This is a genomic window from Desulfosoma sp., from assembly GCF_052743555.1.
In genome coordinates this window covers 138,682-164,594 of record NZ_JBRAHS010000004.1, presented here as the reverse complement: position 1 = coordinate 164,594, position 25,913 = coordinate 138,682, and the positions used below count along the sequence as shown (strand labels likewise).

Annotated in this window: 23 protein-coding genes and 2 pseudogenes; 4 read left to right on the top strand and 21 right to left on the bottom strand. The window is 57.2% G+C overall.

Annotation, left to right across the window (positions count from 1 at the left end; all coding sequences use genetic code 11):
- Nucleotides 1-39: 39 nt before the first annotated feature.
- From ACUVSA_RS04045 to ACUVSA_RS04010, 8 genes and pseudogenes are all read right to left on the bottom strand, one after another.
- Nucleotides 40-255, bottom strand: coding sequence for a cytoplasmic protein (locus ACUVSA_RS04045; RefSeq protein WP_445892682.1), 216 nt, complete (start codon nt 253-255; stop codon nt 40-42).
- A gap of 148 nt (nt 256-403) precedes the next feature.
- On the bottom strand, nt 404-1,549 hold the full coding sequence (dnaJ, locus tag ACUVSA_RS04040; protein WP_445893876.1) for a molecular chaperone DnaJ: 1,146 nt from the start codon (nt 1,547-1,549) through the stop codon (nt 404-406).
- A 93-nt stretch (nt 1,550-1,642) separates the two neighbouring features.
- Complete coding sequence (locus ACUVSA_RS04035) at nt 1,643-1,960, bottom strand: hypothetical protein (RefSeq protein ID WP_445893875.1); 318 nt, start codon at nt 1,958-1,960, stop codon at nt 1,643-1,645.
- Nucleotides 1,961-2,193: 233 nt separating this feature from the next.
- Nucleotides 2,194-2,382: pseudogene (gene rpoZ, locus ACUVSA_RS04030) on the bottom strand (DNA-directed RNA polymerase subunit omega); the annotation flags it as partial.
- 139 nt (nt 2,383-2,521) lie between these two features.
- Nucleotides 2,522-4,141, bottom strand: coding sequence for a chaperonin GroEL (groL, locus tag ACUVSA_RS04025; RefSeq protein WP_445893874.1), 1,620 nt, complete (start codon nt 4,139-4,141; stop codon nt 2,522-2,524).
- 24 nt (nt 4,142-4,165) lie between these two features.
- The gene (gene groES / locus ACUVSA_RS04020; protein WP_445892678.1) at nt 4,166-4,453 is read right to left on the bottom strand and encodes a co-chaperone GroES; all 288 of its coding nucleotides are present in this window, start codon (nt 4,451-4,453) and stop codon (nt 4,166-4,168) included.
- Nucleotides 4,454-4,975: 522 nt separating this feature from the next.
- A complete protein-coding gene (locus ACUVSA_RS04015) occupies nt 4,976-5,494 on the bottom strand; it encodes a cob(I)yrinic acid a,c-diamide adenosyltransferase (protein WP_445893873.1) in 519 nt (172 codons plus the stop codon).
- Nucleotides 5,495-5,617: 123 nt separating this feature from the next.
- Nucleotides 5,618-8,197 carry a PAS domain S-box protein gene (locus tag ACUVSA_RS04010; protein WP_445893872.1) on the bottom strand — a complete coding sequence of 860 codons (2,580 nt, stop codon included), beginning with the start codon at nt 8,195-8,197 and terminating at the stop codon, nt 5,618-5,620.
- A 117-nt stretch (nt 8,198-8,314) separates the two neighbouring features.
- Between ACUVSA_RS04010 and ACUVSA_RS04005 the strand changes: the two genes are divergently transcribed.
- Nucleotides 8,315-9,646, top strand: coding sequence for a UDP-glucose dehydrogenase family protein (locus ACUVSA_RS04005; RefSeq protein ID WP_445892525.1), 1,332 nt, complete (start codon nt 8,315-8,317; stop codon nt 9,644-9,646).
- Nucleotides 9,647-9,672: 26 nt separating this feature from the next.
- On the opposite strand, the gene mraY is transcribed toward ACUVSA_RS04005, so the two are convergent.
- From mraY to ACUVSA_RS03940, 13 genes and pseudogenes are all read right to left on the bottom strand, one after another.
- Nucleotides 9,673-10,779 (bottom strand): phospho-N-acetylmuramoyl-pentapeptide-transferase, encoded by a 1,107-nt coding sequence (gene mraY, locus ACUVSA_RS04000; protein WP_445892526.1) that lies wholly within the window; start codon nt 10,777-10,779, stop codon nt 9,673-9,675.
- A 42-nt stretch (nt 10,780-10,821) separates the two neighbouring features.
- Nucleotides 10,822-12,942, bottom strand: coding sequence for a glycosyltransferase (locus ACUVSA_RS03995; protein WP_445893871.1), 2,121 nt, complete (start codon nt 12,940-12,942; stop codon nt 10,822-10,824).
- A complete protein-coding gene (locus ACUVSA_RS03990) occupies nt 12,939-13,571 on the bottom strand; it encodes an L-threonylcarbamoyladenylate synthase (RefSeq protein ID WP_445893870.1) in 633 nt (210 codons plus the stop codon). Before ACUVSA_RS03990 ends, ACUVSA_RS03995 begins: the two co-directional genes overlap by 4 nt.
- 38 nt (nt 13,572-13,609) lie before the next feature.
- Complete coding sequence (purE, locus tag ACUVSA_RS03985) at nt 13,610-14,131, bottom strand: 5-(carboxyamino)imidazole ribonucleotide mutase (RefSeq protein ID WP_445892529.1); 522 nt, start codon at nt 14,129-14,131, stop codon at nt 13,610-13,612.
- Between the two features lie 153 nt (nt 14,132-14,284).
- A complete protein-coding gene (purD, locus tag ACUVSA_RS03980; RefSeq protein ID WP_445893869.1) occupies nt 14,285-15,580 on the bottom strand; it encodes a phosphoribosylamine--glycine ligase in 1,296 nt (431 codons plus the stop codon).
- 92 nt (nt 15,581-15,672) lie between these two features.
- Nucleotides 15,673-16,260, bottom strand: a pseudogene (locus ACUVSA_RS03975) (IMP cyclohydrolase); the annotation flags it as partial.
- An 87-nt stretch (nt 16,261-16,347) separates the two neighbouring features.
- Nucleotides 16,348-17,106: an ATP-binding protein gene (locus ACUVSA_RS03970; RefSeq protein ID WP_445892531.1), complete on the bottom strand. Its 759-nt coding sequence runs from the start codon at nt 17,104-17,106 to the stop codon at nt 16,348-16,350.
- Between the two features lie 203 nt (nt 17,107-17,309).
- Nucleotides 17,310-18,236 (bottom strand): methylenetetrahydrofolate reductase, encoded by a 927-nt coding sequence (locus ACUVSA_RS03965; protein ID WP_445892532.1) that lies wholly within the window; start codon nt 18,234-18,236, stop codon nt 17,310-17,312.
- The gene (locus tag ACUVSA_RS03960; RefSeq protein WP_445892533.1) at nt 18,233-18,904 is read right to left on the bottom strand and encodes a methylenetetrahydrofolate reductase C-terminal domain-containing protein; all 672 of its coding nucleotides are present in this window, start codon (nt 18,902-18,904) and stop codon (nt 18,233-18,235) included. The genes ACUVSA_RS03965 and ACUVSA_RS03960 overlap by 4 nt, the downstream gene beginning before the upstream one ends.
- 163 nt (nt 18,905-19,067) lie before the next feature.
- On the bottom strand, nt 19,068-19,478 hold the full coding sequence (locus ACUVSA_RS03955; RefSeq protein WP_445893868.1) for a hydrogenase iron-sulfur subunit: 411 nt from the start codon (nt 19,476-19,478) through the stop codon (nt 19,068-19,070).
- A gap of 123 nt (nt 19,479-19,601) precedes the next feature.
- Nucleotides 19,602-20,237 (bottom strand): archaemetzincin family Zn-dependent metalloprotease, encoded by a 636-nt coding sequence (locus ACUVSA_RS03950; protein ID WP_445892535.1) that lies wholly within the window; start codon nt 20,235-20,237, stop codon nt 19,602-19,604.
- Complete coding sequence (locus tag ACUVSA_RS03945) at nt 20,234-21,583, bottom strand: sigma-54-dependent transcriptional regulator (RefSeq protein WP_445892536.1); 1,350 nt, start codon at nt 21,581-21,583, stop codon at nt 20,234-20,236. The genes ACUVSA_RS03950 and ACUVSA_RS03945 overlap by 4 nt, the downstream gene beginning before the upstream one ends.
- Complete coding sequence (locus ACUVSA_RS03940; RefSeq protein WP_445893867.1) at nt 21,583-23,118, bottom strand: ATP-binding protein; 1,536 nt, start codon at nt 23,116-23,118, stop codon at nt 21,583-21,585. Before ACUVSA_RS03940 ends, ACUVSA_RS03945 begins: the two co-directional genes overlap by 1 nt.
- 227 nt (nt 23,119-23,345) lie before the next feature.
- Here ACUVSA_RS03940 and ACUVSA_RS03935 point away from each other — a divergent pair, with 227 nt between their 5' ends.
- From ACUVSA_RS03935 to ACUVSA_RS03925, 3 genes are all read left to right on the top strand, one after another.
- A complete protein-coding gene (locus ACUVSA_RS03935; protein WP_445893866.1) occupies nt 23,346-24,254 on the top strand; it encodes a glycine cleavage system protein H in 909 nt (302 codons plus the stop codon).
- Between the two features lie 105 nt (nt 24,255-24,359).
- Nucleotides 24,360-24,998: a 4Fe-4S dicluster domain-containing protein gene (locus ACUVSA_RS03930; protein ID WP_445893865.1), complete on the top strand. Its 639-nt coding sequence runs from the start codon at nt 24,360-24,362 to the stop codon at nt 24,996-24,998.
- Between the two features lie 2 nt (nt 24,999-25,000).
- On the top strand, nt 25,001-25,855 hold the full coding sequence (locus ACUVSA_RS03925) for a CoB--CoM heterodisulfide reductase iron-sulfur subunit B family protein (RefSeq protein WP_445892540.1): 855 nt from the start codon (nt 25,001-25,003) through the stop codon (nt 25,853-25,855).
- Nucleotides 25,856-25,913 lie beyond the last annotated feature (58 nt).

Below are 25,913 nucleotides of genomic sequence, written 5' to 3'. Positions count from 1 at the left end.
TCAGGCGCACGCCCCACTGGCCACGCTTTTTCCCATGCCCTACGGGATGAGAATGCGGGCTTCGCGCTCTTGTCTGACTGTTTTGGTGCCGACAGATGTGCCACACACGGCACACAGATACTCGTGAAGTTCACCGTCCGGCAAAACCAGCAAAAGCCGGCAGCGAACCGGCATAGCCTGCCGACAGCGCGGACAATACAGTGCGGTGGCATGAAAATCTTGGTACTGGCCGGCGTAGCGGTCAACCTTCACCATCGATTCTCCTTGCCCATGGAGCGTGTCGCGAAAACCCCGTCAACGGCCCATCGAAAGAAGGCGCCGTGCCAAAACGGGCTCAGCTTTGGAAGGCGTGTTCTCTCGGCTCATCCGTTTTCCTGCGTCGCGGATCCGTCCTGCCACACCTTCAGCGGGCAGCCTCCCCCACGACCCGTTTCTTGTCCTGATGCCGTTTGCTCCAAGGCCACTTGCGCCCCTTTTTTTCCGATTTTTCCTCCTCAATAGCCAGAAACTCCTCTAGAAGCTCTTTTTGGCGGGGCGTAATTTTGGAAGGGATGGTCACATCGACTTGCACAAAGAGGTCGCCTCGCCCGTAACCGCGCAGCGAGGGGACCCCTTCTCCATGAAACTTGAGCACCGTGCCGGGCTGCGTGCCCGGGGCAATCTTAATGATCTTTTCACCGTCCAAAGTGTTCAAAAGGACCTCGTCACCCAGGATGGCTTGAGCGAAAGAAACGGAGATTTTGGCATAGAGGTCGTTGCCGTCCCGTTCAAAGATCTCGTGAGGCCGCACCTTCAGCTTCACGTACAAATCCCCCGCCATACCCCCGCGGTACCCGCTCTCACCTTCCCCGTGCAAGCGGAGCCGTGTTCCGGAATCCACCCCCGGTGGCACCTTCACATGGACTTTCTTGACACGCCGCTGCCGGCCCTGTCCCCCGCAATCCCGGCACGGGGTCGTGATGACGCGACCAGCGCCATGGCACCGCGTGCAGGTGGTGGCGATGCGGAAAAAGCCCTGGCTCTGCACCACTTGCCCACGACCTCGGCACAAAGGGCAGGTGCTCTCCGAAGACCCCGGTTCCGACCCACTGCCTCCACAGCGTTCGCACGACCGGTACGTGTCGATATCCAAGTCCTTTTCGGTGCCGAAGATGGCTTCTTCAAAGGAAATTTCCAGCTCGTACAGCAGATCGTTTCCCGGACGTGCACTGGTTCTCGGCCTGTGGGACGTTCCAAAGTTGAAGGAAAAAAATTCCTGAAAAATATCCCCAAAGGAACTAAAAATATCTTCAAACCCTTGAAAACCTTGAAAGCCGGACCCTCGAAGCCCTTCGTGGCCAAACTGATCATAGAGCTGGCGCTTTTGAGGATCCCGAAGCACCTCGTAGGCCTCCGCCGCCTCCTTAAAACGCTCCTCGGCTACCTTATCCCCCGGATTTCGATCGGGATGGTACTGAAGGGCCAGCTTGCGATAGGCCCTCTTGATTTCTTCCTCGCTGGCATTGCGAGAAACACCAAGGATTTCGTAGTAGTCCCGGGTTGATGCCATAGCGCTTATCACCTGTGCTTGAGATGCTCTTCAAGGATTCCTTTTTTCAGGACGGAAAAGCCGAAGGTCTCATAAGCATGCTAAGGCGGCTTGTCAAGAAAGGTGCTGCAGCGCCCGCTGCGCGTAAAGGGTCTTGCCGAGAGCCTCGGCTCGTTGGGCCAAATTTTTCCACTGTTCTGCGGAAGGCTCCTTTTGAAGGAGCCGGTGCAGCCGAACAAAAAGAAAGGCGTCGCCTTCCTCCACGGCCAGGGACACCAACCGCTCCAGTTCGCCGTGAGCCTTTGCCTTTTCGTAAAAGTCCACGGCATCATGAATCAAGCCCGCTTCTTCCAGAGCACGGCCCCGGGCGGTGAGCTCGTCCACGGCCACGGCCGGACGATTGAGCCATTGGCGCTTTTCCAGACACGACATGCCGGTCCGGTTTCCCATGCTTCCCTCACGCGGCAGGCCTCAACAACGGCCCCTCAATCCAGCACTTCGTCCTTTTGCCCCTGTTGCTCCACCACCGCCTCTTCCATGGACTCTTCCAATGTGCCGCTTTGGGCCGATTCCTCCAACACTTCCTGAATCTCTTCAGAACTGGACCCGATGCGGCGACGCCGAGACCAGTCGCCGTTGTGGTCCTCTCGAGCCTCCAATTCCAAGAGGTTTTCCGGGGTCACCTTACCCGCCGCAATCTCCCGCAAGGCCACCACCACTTCCTTGTTTTTGGGCGCATCGATGAGCGGTGTGGCGCCTTTTCGTAACTGAAGAACCCGACGGACCGCCAAATGGACCAGGGCGAACCGATTTTCCACCTGCCTGAGGCAGTCTTCCACTGTGACGCGAGCCATAATGGCTTCTCCTTTTCCCTATGGACGCACGGCGTTTTTGTGAAACCGTTCGTGCTTAGCAAAAACGGGGCCGAAGGTGCAACAAAAAAGAACCCGGACGGGGTCCGGGTTCTTGCTGCGGCCATCACATGCCCTAGGATTAATACATATCCTCCATGGGCGGGGTCGGGCTTTCTTTCTTTTCCTTGGGTTTTTCGGCAATCATCGCTTCGGTGGTTAGCAACAGGGACGCCACACTGGCGGCGTTTTGCACGGCAAAGCGCACCACTTTGGTGGGATCGATGACGCCGGCGGCAATCAAGTCCTCATAGACTTCCTTGTCGGCGTTGAACCCAAAGGAGCCATCGCCTTGGCGCACCTTTTCCACCACCACGGACCCTTCATGACCCGCATTGTCGGCAATTTGACGCAACGGCGCCTCCAACGCCTTACGCACAATGTCCAGGCCGAACTTTTCCTCACCTTCCAGTTTCAGGTCGTCCAAAGCCTTTTGGCAGCGCAACAGGGCTACGCCGCCACCGGGCACGATCCCCTCTTCCACAGCGGCCCGGGTGGCATTCAAAGCGTCTTCCACGCGTGCCTTCTTTTCCTTCATTTCCGTTTCCGTGGCCGCTCCCACGCGAATCACGGCCACACCGCCCACCAGCTTCGCCAACCGTTCCTGGAGTTTCTCTCGATCATAATCGCTGGTGGTTTCTTCAATCTGCACGCGAATCTGCTTGACCCGCCCTTCAATGGCTTCTTTGGATCCGGCCCCATCCACAATGGTGGTGTTGTCCTTGTCCACCACCACGCGCTTAGCGGACCCCAGATCCTTCAAGCTCACATTTTCCAGCTTGACACCCAGGTCTTCCGACACCACCTGACCACCGGTCAAGATGGCAATATCCTGCAACATGGCCTTGCGACGGTCACCGAAGCCCGGGGCCTTCACGGCACAGACCTTCAAGGTGCCCCGCAACTTGTTGACCACCAGCGTGGCCAGGGCTTCCCCTTCCACATCCTCGGCAATGATGAGCAACGGTTTGCCCATCTTGGCGATCTGCTCCAGAAGCGGCAACAGGTCCTTCATGCCGCTGATCTTTTTTTCATGGCACAGGATGTAGGCATCTTCCAGGACTACCTCCATCTTTTCCGGGTCAGTGACGAAGTAAGGGGAAATGTAGCCCCGGTCAAACTGCATGCCTTCGACCACATCCAGGGTGGTCTCCATCCCCTTGGCCTCTTCCACCGTGATGACACCTTCCTTGCCCACCTTGTTCATGGCCTCGGCAATGATGTCTCCAATGGTGGCGTCATTGTTGGCGGAAATGGTCCCCACCTGGGCGATCTCTTTTTGATCCTTGGTGGGCTTGCTCATGGCCTTGAGGGCTTCCACGGTTTTGGCCACCGCCTTTTCAATGCCCCGCTTTAAAGCCATGGGATTGTGGCCCGCCGCCACCAGCTTGAAGCCCTCATGGGCAATGGCCTGAGCCAAAATGGTGGCCGTGGTGGTGCCGTCTCCGGCCACATCGCTGGTCTTGCTGGCCACTTCCTTGACCATCTGAGCGCCCATGTTGAGGAACTTGTCCTCCAGCTCGATTTCCTTGGCCACCGTCACGCCGTCTTTGGTCACCGTGGGGGAACCGAAGGTTTTTTCAATGACCACATTGCGACCCTTGGGCCCCAAAGTCACCTTGACCGCATCGGCCAAGATGTCCACACCCTTTAGAATCTTGGAACGGGCTTCACTGTAATATTTGATTTCCTTGGCTGCCATGACGCTTCCTCCTCACCTATACGATCAGTCGAGAACGGCCAGAATGTCGTCTTCACGCATAATGAGAAGCTCTTCGCCCTCCACCTTGACTTCCGTGCCGGCATACTTGGAAAAGAGCACCCGGTCCCCCTCCTTGACCATCAAGGGGACCACATCGCCCTTGTCCAAGAGCTTGCCTTTGCCCACCGCCAAAACCTTTCCCTGTTGCGGCTTTTCCTTGGCGGTGTCGGGAATGATGATGCCGCCCTGGGTCCGCTCTTCCTCTTCCAACCGTTTGACAATCACTCGGTCATGCAGTGGACGTAACTTCATGGCCTCTCACTCCTTGTAGCTCGTGGTATGGTGTTAGCACTCAATCTCATTGAGTGCTAACACTTTCTAAAGGTCTTTGGGCCCCATGGCAAGTCTGAAAATGAAAAGACTCAATGAAAGTGGAGCTGTTTTGGCGGAATGTCACGGGATGACCCAACGATCTTTCTGCCTCTTTTCATTTTTTTCTTTTTTTCTTCTTTTTTCCATGGGCCACAACCCTAATGTCTCACAAAAAACCTCCCCGCCTCGTCCCCCACGGGCACGACAAGCTCTTTGGGACATCACCGCAAAGCGCTTCCCTTCGCTATCGGGCTGCTGGGACGGACGGCCGCAAGGGGCGCGTCGTGGCGGTCTTGAGGGCCATGAACGTCAGGCGTCTTTTCCACAGGAGCCCCCAGGGCGCCATGCCGGCTTTATCGGGTCATCGAGCCCCAGCGGAAACCGTTCCTCACCGAAACGCGGGCCACGGTCAGCTCTTTTCAAGGCCACATTCGACCGGCATCGGCCTTCTTGGAGATGCGCTTAAGGGTATTTTTCCGCGTACCGGGCCAGGGTAAACAAGAGATCGGCCAGGCGGTTGAGGTAGGCCAGAACCCACGGGTCCTCCAGCATCCCGCCTTCTTTCAAGCCCGCAGCGCGGCGTTCGGCACGTCGCACCACGGTCCGCGCCACATCCAGCGAGGCGCTGACGGGGTTGGTTCCGGGAAGCACGAAATGGCGAGGCAGCGGCACTTCCCGTTGAAGCTCTTCGATCCATTGTTCCAGGCGTTGCACGTGATGGCCTTCCACCTTCCATTGAAAGCGTTTTTGGGCGTTGCAGGCCAGTTGGGCTCCCAGAAGGAGAAGATCTTCCTGTATGGAGTGCACCATTCGGCGCACCGTGTCGTTGCTGCAGAACGCCTTGGCCAGTCCCAGAACGGAACTGGCCTCATCCAGGGTGCCGTAGGTCTCCGGCCTCAAACTGGCTTTGGAAACCCTTTCCCCGGTCAACAAGCTCGTTTCACCACCGTCTCCTTTTTTGGAAAACGTGAAAACCTCCACCTGCCGTTCCCTTCCTTTCTGAAGCCCGACATGGGCCCCGTAAGCCTTGGTCGACCACGACCCCCACGCTCTTTTGGCGCCCAAAGGCGGGCAAGTCTTGCTGTCCCTTCCTCATCCCAAGCCTTACCCTATGGACGACGTTTCCTCGTTCCGGGCATCGCCCATGACGGGAAAAGTGATGGCAAAGACGCTTCCCACACCTAAAGTACTTTGCACATCCAGCTCGGCGCCGTGCAGGTGCACCAGTTCCCTCACGACCGCCAGCCCGATGCCGGATCCTCGCACCACAGTTCCGCTCATCCCTACACGGTAGAAATCGTCAAAAATGCGCCGCAAGTCTTCCTGCGGAATACCGATGCCGGAATCTTCCACGGCCACGCGAAATCGTCGAGGGCTTTCCCATGCCCCTCGAACCGTCACGTGGCCTCCGGGTCGGTTGTATTTGACAGCATTGGAAAAGAGGTTGTGAAAGATGCGAAGCAGCTTGTTATAGTCGCCGACAATGGGCACAGGATCCAAAGGCAGGTCCACGGCAACGGTGAGTCGGTTGGTTTCGGCCAGGATTCTGAGAAGAAAGAGGCTGGCGCGAAGCACGTCCTGAAGGTCCACGTTTTCCCTGCGTAGGGTCAGGTTTCCCGATTTCAGGCGCGTATAATCCAGCAGCTCTTCCACAAGGATCATTTCTCGGCTCACGCCGATCAGGCAATAGCGAAGAAATTCCTCCTGCCTTGCCGTCAGAGGCCCCCATTTGCCCTGAAGCAGTTTTTCCAAAAAGGCCCTCACGGGAATGAGCGGCGTGCGCAGGTCGTGACTGACCCCGGCCAGGAATTTGTCCTTGAGCTCATCCAAGCTCTTGAGTTCGTGATAGGTTTTTTCCAATCTTTCCAAGAAAGCTTCGCGTTCGCTTACGTCGCGAATGACGCGAACAGAGCCGCGCCATAGGTCCTTGGCGTCCTTGAGGACGCCCTGCGTGGCTTCGCCCAGAAAAACGGAGCCGTCCTTGCGGCGCCATTTGACGGTGATGCGTTCGGATCCTTGGATCGCCGAGAGAGCGGACACCGAGCTGCCTTGAGGTCCTTCCGCCAGAAGATCGGCGATGGGGCGGCCGAGAATTTCGAGGCGTTCATAACCGAAAACAGTGGAAAAGCCCGGTTCGTTAATGTCCACAATGACTTCCGAAGGATCGGTCACCACAATGGCGTCCGGGCTCGTGCGAAACAGCGTGCGATAGTATTCCTCCGCATTCTGCAACGCCTCTTCCGCCGCCTTGCGATCGGTCATATCGCGAATGATGGCGTAAACGAAGGGGGTGTCCCCCGTTTCATCGGGGACGGTGCCGGCACGAAGCCACCCGACTTGAATCTTGCCATCCCGGCGGCAGAAACGGATTTCCCCTTCCCATGGCCCTTCAAGCATGCGCGGCCAGACAGCGTGGTCAAAGCGTTCTCGATCCGCCGCACACACCCGATCGTGAAGCCGCTTAAGCAGCGCATCCTCCCGGCGATGAAAGCCGAAGAAGCTGTAGGCCGACGGATTGACATAGACCAAGTTGCCTTTGGGGGAGCACAGCACGACGGCGTCTTGAGCCTGCTGTACCAGCGTTTGAAATCGTTTGAGTTTTCGGTGCTGGGTCGTGAGAAACACCACACCCTTGTTGAAGCCATCGGTCAATTCGGCGACTTCGTCGTTTGAGGTCACCGGCACTTGTACATTCCATTGCCCTTGGCTGAATTGTCGAAATGCTTCCTGAAGGCGTCGAAGAGGGCGGACCAGGCGCGACGCGGCAAACCGGGCGGCCACCAAGGACAGGACCACACTCAAGATGCAGACCCAGGCAAGGGTCTTAACAAGGGCCGAGGGCGACATGCAGGCCCTTTTCACCGGCACGATCACAGCCAGGGGCCAGCGCAAATTCGGCAAGGGACTGGAAGCCACCAGGACCCTCTGGCTTTCCACTTCTATGGGGCCCGGCTCCACGCCTCGAGCGCCGAGAAATATCTGACCCAGTTTCGAGGTAAGTTGGTCCTGAAGATGCAACTCCGCCCAGGGAACCCCTTTGAGGACGGCGGCCTCGGCCCGACCAGGTCGACCCAGAACCACCATGATCTCGTTCAAGAGTCTCGCGGGCACGGGAGCCGAGGCGACCAATGCGGACAGGTCCACCACAAAGGTCCATGAGCAGGGCCAGGGTTGACCCGCAGAGGTTCGGCTCAGCCCCAACTCCATATAAACTTTTTGCGTGTTCGTGGATTCAGGACCTCGAACTAAACACGCTTTCGGAAGCAGCGCAAGGGGATCACAGGTGCCGAGGGATGGGATGAGCAGGCTTTCTTTACCGTGACTCAAAAGAATTTTTCCGAAGGTATCTCGAAAAGCCAACGCCACAATCCATGAAAAGCTTTGGAAAAGATGGCGGGAATATTCCGAAAAGGTGTGCTTGATCGAGGCCTCATTTTCCTGCCATGAGTCCCCGTGGGTACTGTCGATCTGTTGCGCCATGGGAATCTGGCAAGCGTCCAGCCAACGCAGCGCCTCCTCCAGGCTGTGCTCCACGTAGTGGGCGATGGCATTGGATGCCGTGAAGAGCTCTTCGGTGCTCTTGAGCCGAAGCAGGGCGGTTCCGTGCCAGAAAAGAAAGCCGCCCGTGATGGCCAGCGTAACAACGCTGACGCTCACAATGGCTGCAAAGATTTTTGTCCCCAAGGATGACCGGAGCATGGCTTCGCTCTTCACTTCTTGAACGGCTGTGCTAAAGTGGCGTGCGCTAAGGATTGTTTTTTTAGCAATATTAAGCTTACAGCATTCAAAGACGGGGAGACAATGAAAATAGCGGTGATCGGCACAGGCTACGTGGGCTTGGTCAGCGGGACCTGTTTTGCGGAATTCGGCCACCAGGTCGCCTGCATCGATATCGATACTCAAAAGATTCGGCGGCTGCGGGAAGGCCACGTTCCCATTTACGAACCCGGGCTTCAGCCCATGGTGGAAAAGAACTGCGCCGCTGGTAGGTTATCGTTTTCTTCCGAGTTCGACCCTTTCATCGCGGAGGCCGACGTGGTTTTTATCGCCGTGGGCACGCCGGCTTCACGCCGCGGCGACGGCTATGCGGACCTCACCTACGTGTTTGAGGCGGCTCGCGCCATTGCGCCGCGCCTGAGGGACTACACTGTAGTGGTCAATAAGAGCACCGTGCCGGTGGGCACAGCCAGGCAAGTGGCACGCATCATTGCCCAGGAAAATCCTCAAGCCCGTTTCGACGTGGCCAGCAACCCCGAGTTCTTGCGGGAAGGTGCGGCTATTGCCGATTTTATGCGCCCTGATCGGGTTGTTCTCGGTGTGGAAAGCCCTCAAGCGGAAGAGCGGCTTCGAGCCATCTATCGGCCTCTGTACCTCATTGAAACCCCCTTTGTGATCACCACCATTGAAACGGCGGAACTGATCAAGTACGCCTCCAATGCCTTTCTGGCCACCAAGATCAGCTTCATCAACGAAATGGCGAACCTCTGTGAAGAAGTGGGGGCCGACGTGCACGCCGTCGCCAAAGGCATGGGGTTGGATGGGCGCATTGGGCGAAAGTTCCTGCATCCGGGTCCGGGCTACGGGGGATCCTGCTTTCCCAAAGACACCCTGGCCTTGTTGAGAATCGCTCAGGAACACGGGGTCGCCTGCAGAATCGTAGAAGCGGTTGTGGAAGTCAACGCCGCCCAAAAAGCTCGCATGATTCGAAAAATTCGCGCCGCCCTCGGCGGCACGGAAGCGGGAAAGATCATCGCGGTGCTTGGCCTAGCTTTTAAGCCTGAAACCGATGACATGCGAGAGGCCCCCGCCTTGACCATCATTCCGGCCCTCATGGAACACGGGGCCGTTGTGCGCGCTCACGATCCCCAGGCCATGAAAGAAGCCGCCAAGCTGCTTCCGGAAGTCCAGTACTGCTCGTCCCCCTATGAAGCGTGCCAGGGCGCGCACTGTGTGGTGCTGGTTACCGAATGGAACGAATACCGAGCCTTGGATCTTTCGCGCCTCAAAGCCCTTTTGGCTGAACCCGTTTTCGTGGATCTGCGCAATGTGTATGAACCGCAGCAGATGAAGGCCCTGGGATTTCATTATGACTGCGTCGGCCGAAGGGTTCCGGACAAGAACATTCCCGGTTGATTTCCAATAAACGGCGGCAGGTTCCTTTATCGAATCTTGAGGGTCGCCAGGGCTACGAGCGCCAGCAGACCGGAGATGATCCACAGGCGGATGACCACCTTGGTTTCCGCGATGCCTCGATGCTGCAAGTCATGGTGCAGAGGAGCCCGGTAAAAAAGGCGCCGTCCCAACCAACGAACGCCGATTTTATCCTGAATCTGGCTGCTCAAGGCTTCGGCCACAAAAAGTCCTCCAAGGATGGGAAAGAGAAATTCCTGTTTCAGAAGAACGGAAATGACTGCGACGGTGCCACCGATGGCCAAGGACCCTGTATCCCCCATGAAAATCTGCGCCGGGTAGGCGTTGTACCAGAGAAACCCCAATCCGGCCCCCACAACAGCCGCTCCAAAAACGGTCAATTCCCCCGCCCCTTTGAGATAAGGGTAGAACAGGTAGGCCGAATAGATGGTGTTGCCCTGCACGTAGGCAAACACCCCCAGCACGCTCATGACGAACAAAGACGGTGTGATGGCCAACCCATCCAGTCCATCGGTGATGTTGACGGCATTGGAAACAAAGATGACGAAAAGGAAGATGAAAAGGGCATAGAGAAGGGGATGGAGGGTGAAGAGGGGAACCTTGACAAACGGCACATAGAGGCGCACGGCCATATCGGGACCCAGTGGAGAAAGGGGGCCCACCATGACCCAGGCAAAACCGGCACTGAAGAGGCTTTGCAGGGCCAGTTTTGTTCTCTCCGACAGCCCCTTGTTGCCGCTCTTTCGAGCAACCTTGCGGTAATCATCCGCAAAACCCATAAGAGCATGCCAGAGCATGGCGAGCACGGGCCATTGCAAAAAGGGATTGTGCCAATTGCCCCATAGCCCCATGGAAAACATCACAGCGCTGACAATCAAAACCCCGCCCATGGTGGGGGTGCCGCTCTTGTCATGGGTGGAAAGACCCGTCTCTCGACTCTGATCCTGAAAACCCCTTCGGTGCATGTACAAGATAAAGGGTCTGCTGAAAATAAACACAAAAGCCGCAGCGCTCAGCGCCGCCATGATGGCTCGAAAGGTCAGGTAATTGATCAGCCTGAGAAACGAAAAGGCCGGCCATGCGTCCAGGATCAAATTCGCCAGCTCGTAAATCATATCTTTCTCCCCACCGCAACGTCCGGTTCCGCCGGCACGGCGTTAAAACTCCCCCGATTCGGCACGTTGACACAGGCGCGTCACCGCATTGTAGTTTTCTCGAATGACGAAGTGGGGACGAAAGTCGGGAGCGGTCAGAATAAACCGGGGCAGTTTGTGCGAGAGTTCTTCGCACGGCCAAATCACCTGCCTCTCCAAGAGTCGGCGCACACCCACGAGCGCCGCATTGCGCACCTGCCAGTGAAAGGCTTCGCCGAGATTGAGGAGGGCTTCCAGGGCTCGGCCGTCGGTCCCCACTTCCCCAAGGGCCCGTGCCGCCTCCACTTTGACCTCGAAACACCGGTCCTCAAGTTTTTTCAAAAGGACCTTTAGCCACGGTTCCTTGCCCGCCAGATAACGGCCGAAGTGCGAAACAGCGCGGCATGCCTGCGCCCTCACCTCGTAATATGGGTCGTCCATGGCGGCCATGAGCGCTTCTTCCACCAAAGGGTCCATGCGGTTCATGACCATTAGAGCAGAAATGACGTTGCGACGAATGAAGCCCACCTGCCGAAAGTCTCCGCCAAACCAGCGCTCGAGCCGTGAAGCGGGCGTGCGATCCAGAAGCATGTGCAAGAGTGTGGCCGTCTTTTCCTGGTATCGTGTCAGGCCAATGAGTTTGACGCCCAGGTTTCGCATGGTCCATGAGGGATGCACCAAAAGGGCCGCGGCTCTGTATCGGTAATAGGGCAAATCTTCTGAAATGCCTTGAATCTGTTCGGGATCGTAACGCAATGGGTCCGCATTGTAGGCCTTTTGCAGGCGGTGCAGCAGCCGCTGATTGGTAAGGAGCGGGGAAAAGGATTGCAGGGTCGGATAATGCCAACCATTGTCAAAAGAGCGATCGCCGTACAACTCGCTCAAAATTCTGGCCGCCGCTTGTTTTCTGAAAAGCTGGCGGCATCGTTCGGACATTTCCTGGAGTCTGGCTTCTTCGGCCAGGAGTTCCAAAATTTTGGCCGCCAAAACCTCCCCGTCCAAATGATCTCGAAGTTCTCCCTTCTCAATCACTGTGTCTTCAAAAAGCACCTCGGCCGCTCCCGCCCGTTTCATGGCCCTCGCGTTCATGACCTGGTGGTCGCCGGGCAGGTTGGCTTTAGGAATAAGCAAAGACGGCTTCCCCAGTCGGGCCAGTTCGTTGAGAGTGCCGGCGCCGCTGCGGCACACGACCAGGTCGCTGACCGCGTAGATTTCCGCGATCTGATGAAAATAGTCTTGGCGGTAGTAGAAGTCGCTGAAGGAGGCCACGGTTTCTTCGCCGTAACGGGCTTTGAGCAAGGCTTCGGTGTCATGGACGGCATGATAGTCTTGCGAGACGGCCAACCCCATGCCGTGAATGACAAAAAGCTTGTCGCGATGCGCTGCCAGCACGGACAGGGCCTCCACCACAGCCCGGTTAATCGTTCGAGCCCCTTGGGAGCCGCCGAAGATAAAGACCACGCGCCGTCCTTCGGGAAGGGGGAAAGGCAGCCTTTGGCGAGCTTCCTCCCTGGGGATATCCAGAATGGAGTGGCGCACGGGATAACCCACAACGGAACCGTTCTTGCGAAAGTAGCTGAGGGTTTGGGGAAAGGTGAGCAGCACCCGGTGGGCGTAGCGCCCCAAAAGGAGATTCATCTGGCCGGGAACGCTGTTTTGTTCATGAAGAAAGATTTTCACCGGGCCGATGCCAAGGGCTCTGAGCACAAAGCCGGCCATGACAATGGGAGCACTCACGTAGCCTCCCGTGGCGATGATCCAATGGGGCCGAAACCGCACCAAAATCCCCATAGATTGCAGCAGGCCCCACGTGACGGCGACACCAAAGCGCACCAGATCCAGGGACGGTCGAAATCCCGGAAGTCCCCGAGAAGACACGAACCGCAAGGGTAAACCCGCCTTTTTTACAATGACGGCTTCCGCCTTGCCAGCCACCCCCACATAAAGAAACCGCGTTTCCGGTTCCCGCTTCTTGATGGCTTCCGCAATGGCCAAGGCCGGGTTCACGTGCCCTCCCGTGCCTCCGCCTGTGAGCACCACCCGCCTGGGTCCTTGCAAGGTTTTTCGCCACTGTCGAGAACACCACCAGCCCGACACGCAAAGCCCCGCACCGAGCCCCAAAACTGGAATCAACCAATAAATCAAAGGTCCTCCGTTGACGCGGCCACGGTTTCCTCATGAAAAAACGCTCTGAGATCTTCCTCCAAAACCGCCCCTTTGCGCAACACTTTCCAGGAAAAGCCTTCCTTCTCAAATATCACGGCCACCAATGTGGAAGGAAGGGAGGGCGGCAGGGGGCCGCCATCCACCAGCCCATCCACCGCATCCAGCAAGGCGCGGGACAGTGCCGCGGGGTTGGAAACAGGAGGTTGTCCGGAAAGATTCGCACTGGTGGCCACCAGGGCGCCGCCGCAGGCTTTAGCCATCAGGGTTGCCACAGGATGCGCACTCACTCGAACGGCCACCGTTCCTTCCGCTGACTGCAGGCTTTTCGGAACGTTGGAGGCGGCTTGCAGCACCAAAGTCAAAGGGCCGGGCCAAAAGCGTTTGGCAAGGCGGTCCAGAGGATCGGAGCGCCACCGCACCCAGTGCCGCACCGAGTCCAGATCCGCCGCGATAAGGGGAAAGGGTTTGTGCCCAGGGCGACCCTTGAGGGTGACAATTCTCTCGATCACGGCGGCATTTCGAGGGTCCCCACCCACGCCGTAGACGGTTTCCGTGGGATAAATCACCACGCCGCCTCGGCCCAGCACCTGCTCCAAATCCTTCGGCATTCGGTGAAAGGGAGCTCTCCATCGCCGAAAGGAGGCCATCACAGTCCCTCAACCCTCACGGACGCGTCAATCTTGACGTTCTTCGCCAAAACATCTGCGGCCATGTCCGCCCTGTGCCGCTTCAAAGCTTCCGCTAGCTCGTCATGGAAAAGGGCCAAAATCTGCGTGGCCAACAGAGCGGCATTGCGCGCGCCCCCTTTACCGATGGCCATGGTGGCCACAGGAACGCCCGGTGGCATCTGGACCGTGGACAACAGAGCGTCCATGCCGTGCAGAGGCGAGGAATCCACAGGGACTCCGATCACGGGAAGAATGGTCTTGGAGGCCACCACGCCGGCCAGATGAGCCGCCCAGCCCGCAGCGGCGATGATCACTTTGAGGCCCCTGTCCGCCGCCGTGTCGGCATAGTGCACCACCCGTTCCGGTGTTCGATGCGCCGAAAGCACGGCCGCTTCAAAAGGAACCCCAAATTGTCGAAGCACCTCAAAAGCCCCTTCCATGACCGGAAGATCGGAGTCGCTTCCCATTAAAACGCCGACCAAAGGTTTTTTGAGCGTCATCGTATCCACAATCCCAGGTCATCTGATCCTTTTTTTCCGTTCGTAAAGCACGCCTTGGGGTCGTCTTGTCCCCATGCATGATGGAGACGCAGCGTAGCCGGCAAAGGCTCGATGCACCCGGCCGCCTTTTTTCCACTCGATGGGCGAGCTTTCTCAATCCTTGCCGATATCTTTGCGGTAATACATGCCCTCAAAGGAGACTTTTTCCATCTCTCGATAGGCCACGCCTCGGGCTTCAGCCAAGGTCTCGCCCGAACTCACAATCCCAAACACTCGTCCTCCCGTGGTCACCAGTGATCCGTCATCACCCCAGCCCGTGCCTGAATGGAACACCAAACACTGGGGATCGACGCTCTCCAGGCCTCGAATGGCCACGCCGATCTTGTAGCGATCCGGATAGCCTTTGTACCAGCCTTTTTTCCCCTTGGTCCGACCACTAACGGCGATTAAACACAAGCGGTACCGAGAATCCCATTCCAAGGGCACGTCCAGAAGGCGACCGGCCAGTATGGCTTCGCAGATGTCCACCAGATCGGTTTTCAATCGAGGCAGAATGACCTGAGCCTCCGGGTCCCCCAAGCGAATGTTGATCTCCAGCACGTAGGGCGTGATGCCTGAGGGTTCCTGCACGAGCATCAAGCCGAGGTAGAGGACACCGCGGTACAAAATGCCGTGCTTTTCACGAATGCCGTGAATCAAAGGCCTGGCCACCCGGTTCATGATGGTTTCCACCAGGGCTTCATCCAGCCAGGGATGAGGAGAATAGGATCCCATGCCACCGGTGTTTTTGCCTTCATCGTTGTCGCCGGCGCGCTTGTAGTCCTGGGCGGCCACCATGGGCACAAGGGTGTAACCGTCGGAAAAACAAAAAAAGGACAGTTCGCGGCCGTAAAGGCGTTTTTCAACGTCCACACGGGATCCGGCGTCACCGAAAATTCTCTCTTCCATAATCTCGTGAACAGCGGCTTCCGCTTCGGCCACAGTGTCGCACACCAAAGACCCCTTGCCCGCCGCCAACCCGTCGGCCTTGACCACCACGGGGTATCCCACCGAGCGCACATAGGCTCGGGCGGCCTCGGGGTCCGAAAAAACGGCAAATTCCGGCACCGGAATCCCCAGAGCCTGCAGCATCACCTTGGTGTCGCATTTGCTCGATTCCAGCCGACTGGCTTGGCGATCGGGCCCAATGATGGCCAGACCGCGCCGTTCAAAGAGATCCACAATGCCTGCCGAAAGAGGTTTTTCCGGTCCCACAAAGGTTAGATCGATCCTTTCCCTTTCGGCAAAGTCCACGATTTCTTCCGGCGTTTGTGCAGGGACACACTGGGCGATTTGCGAAATGCCCGCGTTGCCATGGGCCACATAAACCTTCTTCACACGATCACTTTGCGCAAATTTCCATGCAATGGCATGATCCCTACCGCCGCTACCCACGACAAGAATCTTCATGAATGCTTCCTCACAGGCCAAGGCACCAAGAACACGAAAGCGGGGAAATCCCCGCTTTGTCACCCCATGGTTGTGCTGCTGCGATCCCCCTACCGGGCTTCCAGATAACGGCAGATGGCTCCGTCGTATCGATGGGTTAGGCAAAAAGCCTTGGCGGCCAAACGCAGCCGCGTCGGCGCCGAAACCTTTCCCCCCTGGGCATCCATCTCTTGAAGCACCGCCGCGTAGTCCTCAGGATCCGTGACCACCACCACATGGGCATGGTTCTTTGCGGCGGCGCGAATGAGCGCAGGACCTCCGATGTCAATGTTTTCAATGGCCTCTTCAAAGCGACACCGAGGATCCGCGACGGTCTTCTCAAAGGCGTACAGATTTACCACCACCATGTCGATGGGTTCGATGCCGTGCGCCGCCAACGTCGCCATGTGCTCGGGCCGATCCCTCACAGCCAAGATGCCCCCATGAATCTTGGGCTGCAACGTCTTCACCCGACCGTCCAGCATCTCTGGAAACCCTGTGTAATCCGAGACTTCTCGAAGAGGGATTCCGGCTTCTTTGAGCACTCTGGCCGTGCCGCCCGTGGACAGCAGCCGAACCCCGTGCCGCACCAAGCCTTGCGCGAAAGACACCAGCCCCGTTTTGTCCGTGACGCTGAGCAAAGCCTGTCCAACGGCCACCATGGCTTCCCCTCCTTGTGAGCGCCTTTCCTTCACGCAACAGCGATTCGACCTCGTCTGCGGCCGGCCCGCAGGCCGGCCCTGTTTCTCTCATGCCTTCTTGATGTCTTGCAGCATTGTGTCAAAGAGGGTCCAGGCCGCCTGCACCACTTGGGCATCCCTGGGCAGCTGACTCGTGGGTTTGCCCTCCATGTCGAACTGCGCCAAAAGGGGATCCGCAGGCATGGTGTAGATATGGCCGTTGGAAAACACCTTGACCACCTCTTCAGGATAGGACAAAGGCCCCTGGACCTGATTCACCACCAAGATCTTCTTGCCCACCCGCATGGGCAAAGAATCCACCAGTTCCGAAATGCGGCAGGCAGCCATCAAACCTCGACGGCTGGGGTCGGAAACCAGCACGAGCACATCCACATCCTTTTGCGTCAGGCGGCTGAAGTGTTCCATGCCGGCTTCGTTGTCAATGACCAAATATTCATAATTTTTCATCAATCGGTCCAAAAGGCTCGCCAACAGATTGTTGGCCGCACAATAACACCCCGGCCCTTCGGGCTGGCCCATGGCGATCAGATCGAAACCGTCCCCTTCCACCAGGGCCTGTTCCATCTTCAATTCCATGAAGATGTCCTTGGTCATCCCCGTGGGCACGTCTTTTTTCATCATCTCTCGAGCCTGGGAAAGGGTTTCCTCCAAGGGAACACCCAGAACCTCATTGAGATTCGCGTTGGAATCGGCATCCACCGCCAAAACGGGCCTCATGCCCTTTTCAATCAGGTAGCGAATCAAAAGGCCAGCAAGGGTCGTTTTGCCCGTGCCGCCCTTGCCTCCAAAAGCCACCGTCAAACCCATGGAGAAATCCTCCTTATGCGCGCCGCTTCGCCCTCTGTGCCAAAGGCGCGTCATCTTATGCGCCACCAGGCCTTCCTGTCAACCACACCTCCCGAGGAACCCTCCACAGGCCTACCCCTTCCATGTCGTGGGGCCGCCGCAACAATAAAAAAAGAGGCGGAACTTTCGTTCCACCTCTCGGTATGTCGCCCTTTCGGTCGGGATCAGTTCACGGAGGGCCGCGGCAGCAATCCTGCCGCTTCCAAAATCTCCGGCACCTTGTGCTCCCATTCAATGGCCATCAGGTGCACACCCTTGACGCCGGGTATTTCCCGAACCTCTTGAATCTGCTCCACGGCGATCTTGATCCCCTCGTCGGCTTGTTTCTTCTTGTCCACGCCTTTGAGGCGATTGATGTAATAGTCCGGCACGTCCAAACCCGGCACAAAATTGGCCATGTATCGGGCCATGCCCACGGATTTCAGGGGTGTGATGCCCGCCATGATGTAACACTTTTCGGTCAACCCCTCTTCATGGGCAATGTGCATGTATTTTTTGAATTTTTCCATGTTGTAGATGCACTGGGTCTGAATGAAGTCCGCCCCCGCATCAATCTTCTTGGCCAGTCGTGTCACGCGGAATTCAAAGGGATCTCCAAAGGGATTGGCGGCCGCTCCGATGAAGAACTTTGGCACCCCTTCCAGTTCCTGCCCGCTCAACATCTTGCCTTCGTCGCGGAGCTTTTTCACGATACTGAGTAGCTGCATGGAATCCACGTCATAGACGTTCTTGGCCTGCGGGTGGTCTCCAAAGCGGTTGTGGTCTCCGGAAAGACACAGCACGTTGCGAATGCCAAGAGCATAAGCACCGAGGAGATCGCTCTGCATGGCTATGCGGTTGCGGTCCCGACACACCATCTGAAGGTTGGGCTCCAAGCCCATGTCCAACAGGAGCTTGCACACGGCCACGCTGGACATGCGCACCACCGAGGTTTGGTTATCCGTCACGTTGATGGAATCCACCACACCGCGCAAGTATCCCGCCTTCTTTTGGATGACTTCCACGGAGGCGCCGCGGGGAGGACCCAACTCACCAGTGACGGCGAAATGCCCTTGAGTAAAAACTTTCTCCAGGTTGCTTCCGGCTTTCATAGCTTCAAATCCTCCCTGACGATCTTTCGAGGACCACCATCGCGGCTCGTGGACCAATCCTTGATGGGAAACACGGGGCGCAACTTTTCCAATTGCCCCAGTTCCACCATACGGTCATAAATGAGATGCCAGATGCAGTCGATTTCCGGGCTGACCTCACACTTCTTGTTGGCGGACCCGCCGCACGGCCCATTCATGAGGCTTTTGGAACAGCGCGCGATGGGGCATAAGCCACCGAAGTTGTGAATGATACAATTGCCGCAGGACTGGCAGAATTCGGCCCACACGCCGTGTTCCAAGGCACCGCCGATGAATGTCGTGTTCAGCATGGGGTACACGGGTATAGTGTACCTCTTGGCGATGAACTGGGGGCCGACACTGCAGGCCATGGACAAGACCGCATCAAAGCCGTTGTCCTTGAGCATGGGAGCCAATTGATCCACATATTCGGGATCGCACTGGCGTTCCAGCGTGTGCTCCACGACCTCCAACGGGTTGCCCTGCTTTTTCCTGGCGATGCGGAGCGCGGAACCCAAAATGCCCACTTCCTTGGTGCCGCCGGCACAACAGACCGTCACGCACCCCTTGCAGCCGACCAACAACACCTTCTTAAAGTCGGCCACCATCGCAAGGATTTCCTCGATGGGTTTCCTTTCGGCAACAACCATAAATCCTTCCCTCCCTTAGCGCGTCCTCGGGTGCGCACACCCGCAGACTGGTCCGTCACCCGTGATGCGGGCCAAATACGTCCGCACTCCCACTGCGCGTTGGCTCACCGCCGTCTCGAAACTTCAGCCGATCAACCGGCCTCCATCCACGAAACACATTCCTCTATCCCCGCAAAGGGCTGGGACCGAGGGCTCGAATCCGCTCCGTCATTTCCCGCGCGATGGCCGCAAATCGAGGGCCGTCGGATGCCGACACATGGAACATTTCCACACGCTCCGGCTCCAGCCCCACGTCCTGCAAAATCTTCTTGACAGCCATGACCCGCCGCTTAGCCTTGATGTTGCCATTGCGAAAATGGCATTCCCCCTCCATGCAGCCAGCCACATACACCCCGTCCGCTCCCGTCTCTATGGCCTTCAACAAGTGCATCATGTCCACTCGACCCGTGCAAGGCACATTGACAATGCGCACATTAGGTGGATAGGTGAGCCTCATGGAACCTGCCAGGTCCGCGGCCGTGTAGGCTCAATACATACAACAAAAGGCCACGATTCTGGGTTCAAAATCGCTCATCGATCACTCCTGCGGGATGTGGCCACGGGCTCTGTGCATCTTCCGGCCGGTGCCCATGGCGTGCGCGGTGCGGATAATGGGACAATTTTCACAGACCAATCTATATCCAATGGGTTTTTCTTGTCAAGGCGCCTGACGGCTCGTGGAGCGTTTTCCCAAGGCACGCTCCATGGCCAGGCTCTTACGGGTTTCTTTCCACAAAAAATCACATCGGGAACAGAAAAAGAGGCGGATGCGGTCCAGGTGCTCCACGCTGGGGGCAAAATGCATCAGACATCCCGGATCGTCGCAATGAAAAAGCGAAAAAGTGTGTCCCGTTTCGTGCAGGGCCACTTTAGCCAATCTTTCGTAAGAGTGTTCCAATCCCACGTCCGTGCCGTCCGGGTTGCGGCGCAGTCGAAAGGCCGAAACCACGGCGCAGCGCCCCCCCAGTTGCGCTTCTCCGAAAACGAAGCGCAAAATGGGAACACCCATGTCTGCGGCGAGCAGGGCCAGAACTTTTAAGTACGGTAGCCCCGCACTCCAGGCCTGAAGATGGCCGATAAGTCCCGCCGCGTCGTATTGGCGCCTTTCCGGAACGTAGCATGCTTCAGGAACAGCAATCCGCGGCAATCTGTCCGTCGGCAGGCCCAACACCGCCTGTATATTGGCGGCCACAATGCGCACGGCCGCTTCCCCCACATCACCCATAGGCACCACGGCGATGGCGGCGTGCAGCCGTCCTTCGGCCAAGCCCTCAGCGTCTTCGGCGGCCCTCACGAGCTCCCCTGCAATCCGTATTTTTTGATCTTATGATGCAGCGTTGTGCGGTTGATCTTCAGCACGCGTGCCGTCTGGCTGATGTTTCCGCGGCACTGTTTGAGAATACGCTGAATATGCAGCCTTTCCATGTCTTCCAGGGACTGGGGTTCCACCGCTCCATAGGTTTTCCGCAAGAAGGCGAAATCGTCCTCGGTCAAGATTCTCCCCTGAGCCAGCACCACGGCCCTCTCTACAGCGTTTTCCAGTTCCCGCACATTGCCCGGCCAGTCGTACGCGCACAGGAGCTCCACGGCTTTTTTGTCCAAGCCTTCCACCGGCTTGTTGGTCTCCTTTCGAAACCGACGCAGGAAAAAGTCAGCCAGCAGCGGAATATCTTCCCGACGGGCTCGCAGCGGCGGCACTTCCAGTTCCACCACATTGAGTCTGAAGTAGAAATCTCGGCGAAAATAGCCTTCTTCCATGGCTTTGCTCAGGTCGCGATGCGTGGCGGAAATGAGTCGAAAATCCACGGTAATGTCGCGGGTCCCTCCCACCCGATGCATCTTGTGCTCTTCCAGAACGCGCAACAGGTCCACCTGCATCTTCATGGGAATCTCGCCCACTTCGTCGAGAAAAAGGGTGCCTCCGCGCACCAGTTCCAATCGCCCCTTCTTGGCCTTGACAGCCCCCGTAAAGGAGCCCACTTCATGGCCAAAGAGTTCACTTTCCAAAAGGCTTTCCGTAAAGGCGCCGCAGTTGATGGCAATAAACGGACCATAGCGGCGAGGGCTTCGCGCATGAATGGCCTTGGCCACCAGTTCCTTGCCTGTGCCCGTCTCTCCCTTGATCAGGACTGGAGAATCCACGGCGGCCACTCGCTCCACCATCTCAAAAAGGGCCTGCATGGCCGGGGACACGCCGATCATGTCCTGGTAGCGTTCCACTGCCGCCGTGGCGATCTGTTCTCGAAGGAGAATGTTTTCGTCGATGAGTTTTTTGTGCTGCAGCAGTTTTTCCACCAAAAGGCTCAATTGGTCCGGCTCAAAAGGCTTCATCAAGTAATCGTTGGCGCCTAGCTTCATGGCTTCCACGGCGCTTTCCACAGAGCCGTAGGCGGTGATCATGACCACCATGGTACCGGGATATCGTTGCTTGATTTCCTTGAGCACATCGATGCCGTTCATGTCCGGCATTTTGATGTCGAGAAACACCAAATCATAGCCGGCTCGTTCCAGGCTCTCCAGGGCTTCTCGGCCCCCCGAGACAGCCCCCACCATGTAGCCCCCCTTTTTGAGCCAGCCCACCAAGGATTCCCGCACGATAAGCTCGTCGTCCACCACGAGGATCTTGAAGCGCCCCGTCATTACGGTTCCCGTCCTTCACACGAGGTTTTCGATGGAATGGGAAATCGAAGAATGAAACATGAACCTTTTCCCACGTCACTTTTGACGTAAATGGTGCCGCGATGCTCCTTCACGATACCGTACACCACCGAAAGCCCCAGCCCTACGCCCTTGTCCTGGCTCTTTGTGCTGAAGAAGGGTTCAAAAATCTGGGACAATAGTTCCTTGGGTATCCCCACACCCGTATCTTCCACTTCCACGCGCACCTCCCGGTGCTTGGCATTCAAGGCCGTGCGCACCGTCAACCGCCCTCCCTCGGGCATGGCTTCCAGGGCATTGAAAATGAGGTTGATGAAACACTGTTGAATTTGGCCCGCATCGCCTTCGATTTCCGGCAACGCATGCTCCAGTTCCAATATCAGCGTCACGTGCTGCAACTCCATGCGATGACGGCTCAGCAAGACCACGTTTTCAATCACTTGGTTCACATCAAAAAGGCGTCGTTCCAGTTTGTGTTGCCTGGAAAAGGAGAGCAAATTGGAAACAATGGTGCTGCACCGTTCCGATTCCGTGTCGATGAGTTGCAGATAGTACTTAAACTGTTCCAGATCGCCCGGCGATAGGCCCTCGTCCAACTGGCGCCGCATGAGCTTCGCCAGGGCATGGATTCCCGACAGAGGATTGTTGATTTCGTGCACGGCGCTGGCCACCATTTTTCCAAGGGCGATCATCTTGTCTTCGTGAATGAGCCGGGCCAAGTCCCTTTTGAGGGCTTGCGTTTTTTGTTCCAGCTTCTGTTCCAGCTCGTCCGTGATGTCCCTTTGCACCTCCAAGACCAGTTCCACAGCCCCGCTCCGGCTCTTGAGCGGCATGGTGGTAATCTCGCAGTAGCGCACCTCATCGTTTCGATTGTAATGCTCATGAATGGCATGGCCGGCACTGCCCGTCTGCAGGCATTCTTCCAGAGGGCAGTGAGGGGAGGGATGGGGGCAGGGTTGCAAGGATCGATGGGAGATCTGGTGGCAAAACTTGCCGAGAATCTCTTCCTTGCTGAGACCCACCCATTCGAGAAAGGCTTCATTGGCATCGACGATCTTTCGGTCCGGTTGCAGGATCACCACTCGGTCTCGAATACTGGAAAACATGCTTTCCACAATGCCTTCCACCAATTCCAGCTGGCGTTCGCGCAAAAGGCATTCTTCCTGACACCGAATGATGTCTCCAAAAAGCCTTGAAATGGCCGACTCCAACACGCGCACCTTGGCCGGGCTGTGCTTGACGAAATCCTCCAGCACCTCTTCCTTGCCCGTCAGCTGAATGACCAGATCCAGGTCGGGAATCTTGTAAAAATCCTTGTAATCCGCCGTGACCATGATGCCCATGGCCCTGGCCCGCTGCACCCCCACCGCGTCCTGATCGGGATCGGCCACGGCAACAATCTGCGCTCTGAGACCCGGAAAGCGCCGCTCGTCCATCATTTCTAGAAGCGCCTTACACCGGCGGCCACCGCCGATGACGGCAATGCGCATCGGCCGATCCTTGCCACGGCCAGTCATCCTGGTCCCTCCTCTGCCCCGCTCACAACTCATCGTCGCCAAGGCCATGGAGCAGCCCCAGCCTTGTGTCGAACAAAACCACAGGGTGTTGATACTTTCACCATAACCGCAAATGCGCCGAGACCTAAGAGCCCGCAGGGTCTTGAGCCCATGGGGCAAGGCGTCTTTGGCATGCTCTGTGCTCCTTATCTGGGTAAGCGAAGACCCTCAACAAGGAGGTTATCATCATGAAGGTGCAATCCATTCACAGCAAAAAGGCTAGGGTTCGCGTTTTCGGTCTTGAGGGAAACCATCCCTGTGTGTGGATGAAGGCCGGTGTCATCAACTTCAAGTTATGCGACAATGCCTACGATTGCCTCACCTGCGCCTTTGACAAGGCCATGTCCCAAAGGCTGGAAACCGGTGACGCCCATTTTCAAGCATGGCGGTCTGTGTATCAAGAAAAAACCTACAACCAAAAGGAATGCCGCCACATGATCACGGGGCGCGTGCCCGTGCGCCACTGCGGCAACGCTTATGATTGCGCCTCCTGCGAATTTGATCAGGAGCTGGAGCACCGTTCGATGAGTGAGGTCCTTGGAACGGCTGAGTTGCATAACGTTTCGGGATTCTTGCTGGCGGACGGCTACTATTACCATCCACGGCACACCTGGGCCCGCGTGGACCATGGCGGATTGGTGCGTTTTGGGGTTGATGATTTCACCATGCGCTTGTTAGGATATGTCACTCACGTTCGGCTACCCAAGTTGGGTGTTCACCTGGAAAGGAGCGCTCCGGCATGGACCTTTCGACGCGAAGAGAAAATCGCCCCGCTCGTGGCCCCTGTGAACGGCGTGGTCGTGGCCTTGAACCACAAAGCCGTGGAGAACCCTCAGATTATCAAGGAAGATCCCTACGGGAACGGATGGCTCGTGGTGGTGGAGCCACGCCATCTCAAAAAGGATCTGGCGGAACTGTACACCGACCAGGCCGCTCGAACCTGGCTTGGCGCTGAGGTGCACCGGTTGGAGGCCTTGGTGGCTCCAGAGAGCGAAGTCCCCCTGGCAGCAACCGGTGGCGAAGTCATTGAGGACATCTATGGAAATGTGTCACACCTCAAGTGGGATCAGCTGGTGGCAGAGTTTCTTGCGCCCTAAAAGGGGTGCCTTGTCGCGCCAAGGCGCTGTGGAAGACGGCGCCCTTTTCCTTCATAGAGAGCGGGACTGTTGTCTCGTTCTCTTTTTTTTTGCCTGGAGGTGGCTATGGAAGAGCTTATGGATGGGGTTGTCTTGGAACCGAATTACGATGCCACAGAACGGGTCTTGGCCCTGAGCGGCATTCAGCCAGAGCTGTGCTACCAGTGCCGCAAATGCACCAATGGCTGTCCTTTAACCTTTGCCATGGACCATTACCCTGACCAGATTGTGCGCTACCTTCTCTTGGGCCTTGAGGAAAAGGTGCTTTCCAGCTCCACAATATGGGTCTGTTCGTCCTGTGAAACGTGCACCACGCGATGCCCCAATGAGATCGACATTGCGGGCCTTATGGATTACCTTAAACAACAAGCCCATGCCAAAGGCTTTGTAGATGCGCGGCGCAATCTGAGTTACGCCTTTCACAAGGCTTTTCTCGACGATATCGCTCGGCGAGGCCGTGTGTTTGAAACCGGCCTCATGCAGCGCTACATGCTTTCCAGCGGCGCCTGGAAAGCCAAGCTCGCCGATGGAACCCTCTGGGATGAGATTCGCCTCGGAGTGGCGTTGTGGCATCGAGGCCGACTGCCTTTGAGACCCCGTGGCGTTCGCCACTTTGCCGAGGTGCGGGGCCTTTTTACAAAGCCCACGGAATCCAATGGAAAAACGGGCTCGTCGACGTCTTCCTCAGGGCTGACAAAGGAGTAGGTATGTTGGCGCTCGGATATTATCCCGGATGTTCGTTGGAAGGGACGGCGCGCGATTATGCAGCGTCCATCGAAGGGGTCTGCCGGTTGCTGAACATTGAGCTCGTGGAACTGGAAGACTGGAACTGTTGCGGGGCAACGGCCGCGCACAGTCTGGACCATGATCTTTCCGTGGCCTTGCCGGCTCGAAACCTTTTTCTTGCCCGTCAGCAGGGCCTGAAAGACCTGACGGCGCCCTGCGCCCTTTGTTACAATCGATTGAAAACAGCGCAAAAGGTCCTGAAGAAAAAGGCCACCCAGGAGCCCTCGGCCGAAGAGGACCCCCAGGTGCGCGTCTGGGATCTCGTGGATTATTTCAGTCAGCCCTCCATAATGCGGGTAATCCAACAACGCGTTGTGCGGCCTCTCCACGGCCTTCGGGCGGTGTGCTACTATGGATGCATGGTCAACCGGCCCCCCAAAATCACCGATGCCCCGTCCTGGGAAAACCCCACCGCCATGGATCGCCTTATGGAAACGGTGGGTGCGGAGGTTCTGGACTGGCCGTTCAAAACCGACTGTTGTGGGGCCAGTCATGCCGTCGCCCGTCCGGACCTGGTATCAGCTCTGGTGGGCAAGCTTCTGAAAAGAGCCTTGGACCAGGGGGCCCACTGCATCGTGGTCTCTTGCCAGATGTGCCATGCCAATCTGGATCTGTACCAAAACCGCATCGTTCGGGAACAGGGACTCGTCTCATCCATTCCCGTCTTTTACTTCACCGACCTTATCGGCTTCGCTCTTGGAGAAACTAAGGCACGAGACTGGATCAAACGGCATATGGTAGATGGCGAGCCCCTGCTGGCCACCATGGGTCGGTAACGCCATCACAGCCATCGGTTCCATCCGAAAAACGGCATCGGAAAAGACGAGAGGGAGG

Bases quoted from the DNA above. Each gene is read 5' to 3' on its own strand.
- ACUVSA_RS04035 (WP_445893875.1), bottom strand. From the start codon at position 1,960: ATGTCGTGTCTGGAAAAGCGCCAATGGCTCAATCGTCCGGCCGTGGCC.
- ACUVSA_RS03945 (WP_445892536.1), bottom strand. From the start codon at position 21,583: ATGACGGGGCGCTTCAAGATCCTCGTGGTGGACGACGAGCTTATCGTG.
- purE (WP_445892529.1), bottom strand. From the start codon at position 14,131: ATGACGCTCAAAAAACCTTTGGTCGGCGTTTTAATGGGAAGCGACTCC.
- ACUVSA_RS03930 (WP_445893865.1), top strand. From the start codon at position 24,360: ATGGAAGAGCTTATGGATGGGGTTGTCTTGGAACCGAATTACGATGCC.
- ACUVSA_RS03990 (WP_445893870.1), bottom strand. From the start codon at position 13,571: ATGCCGAAGGATTTGGAGCAGGTGCTGGGCCGAGGCGGCGTGGTGATT.
- ACUVSA_RS03965 (WP_445892532.1), bottom strand. From the start codon at position 18,236: ATGAAAGCCGGAAGCAACCTGGAGAAAGTTTTTACTCAAGGGCATTTC.
- purD (WP_445893869.1), bottom strand. From the start codon at position 15,580: ATGAAGATTCTTGTCGTGGGTAGCGGCGGTAGGGATCATGCCATTGCA.
- ACUVSA_RS03935 (WP_445893866.1), top strand. From the start codon at position 23,346: ATGAAGGTGCAATCCATTCACAGCAAAAAGGCTAGGGTTCGCGTTTTC.
- ACUVSA_RS03940 (WP_445893867.1), bottom strand. From the start codon at position 23,118: ATGACTGGCCGTGGCAAGGATCGGCCGATGCGCATTGCCGTCATCGGC.
- dnaJ (WP_445893876.1), bottom strand. From the start codon at position 1,549: ATGGCATCAACCCGGGACTACTACGAAATCCTTGGTGTTTCTCGCAAT.
- ACUVSA_RS03970 (WP_445892531.1), bottom strand. From the start codon at position 17,106: ATGGGTTTGACGGTGGCTTTTGGAGGCAAGGGCGGCACGGGCAAAACG.
- groES (WP_445892678.1), bottom strand. From the start codon at position 4,453: ATGAAGTTACGTCCACTGCATGACCGAGTGATTGTCAAACGGTTGGAA.
- groL (WP_445893874.1), bottom strand. From the start codon at position 4,141: ATGGCAGCCAAGGAAATCAAATATTACAGTGAAGCCCGTTCCAAGATT.
- ACUVSA_RS04045 (WP_445892682.1), bottom strand. From the start codon at position 255: ATGGTGAAGGTTGACCGCTACGCCGGCCAGTACCAAGATTTTCATGCC.
- mraY (WP_445892526.1), bottom strand. From the start codon at position 10,779: ATGATTTACGAGCTGGCGAATTTGATCCTGGACGCATGGCCGGCCTTT.
- ACUVSA_RS04005 (WP_445892525.1), top strand. From the start codon at position 8,315: ATGAAAATAGCGGTGATCGGCACAGGCTACGTGGGCTTGGTCAGCGGG.
- ACUVSA_RS03925 (WP_445892540.1), top strand. From the start codon at position 25,001: ATGTTGGCGCTCGGATATTATCCCGGATGTTCGTTGGAAGGGACGGCG.
- ACUVSA_RS03960 (WP_445892533.1), bottom strand. From the start codon at position 18,904: ATGGTTGTTGCCGAAAGGAAACCCATCGAGGAAATCCTTGCGATGGTG.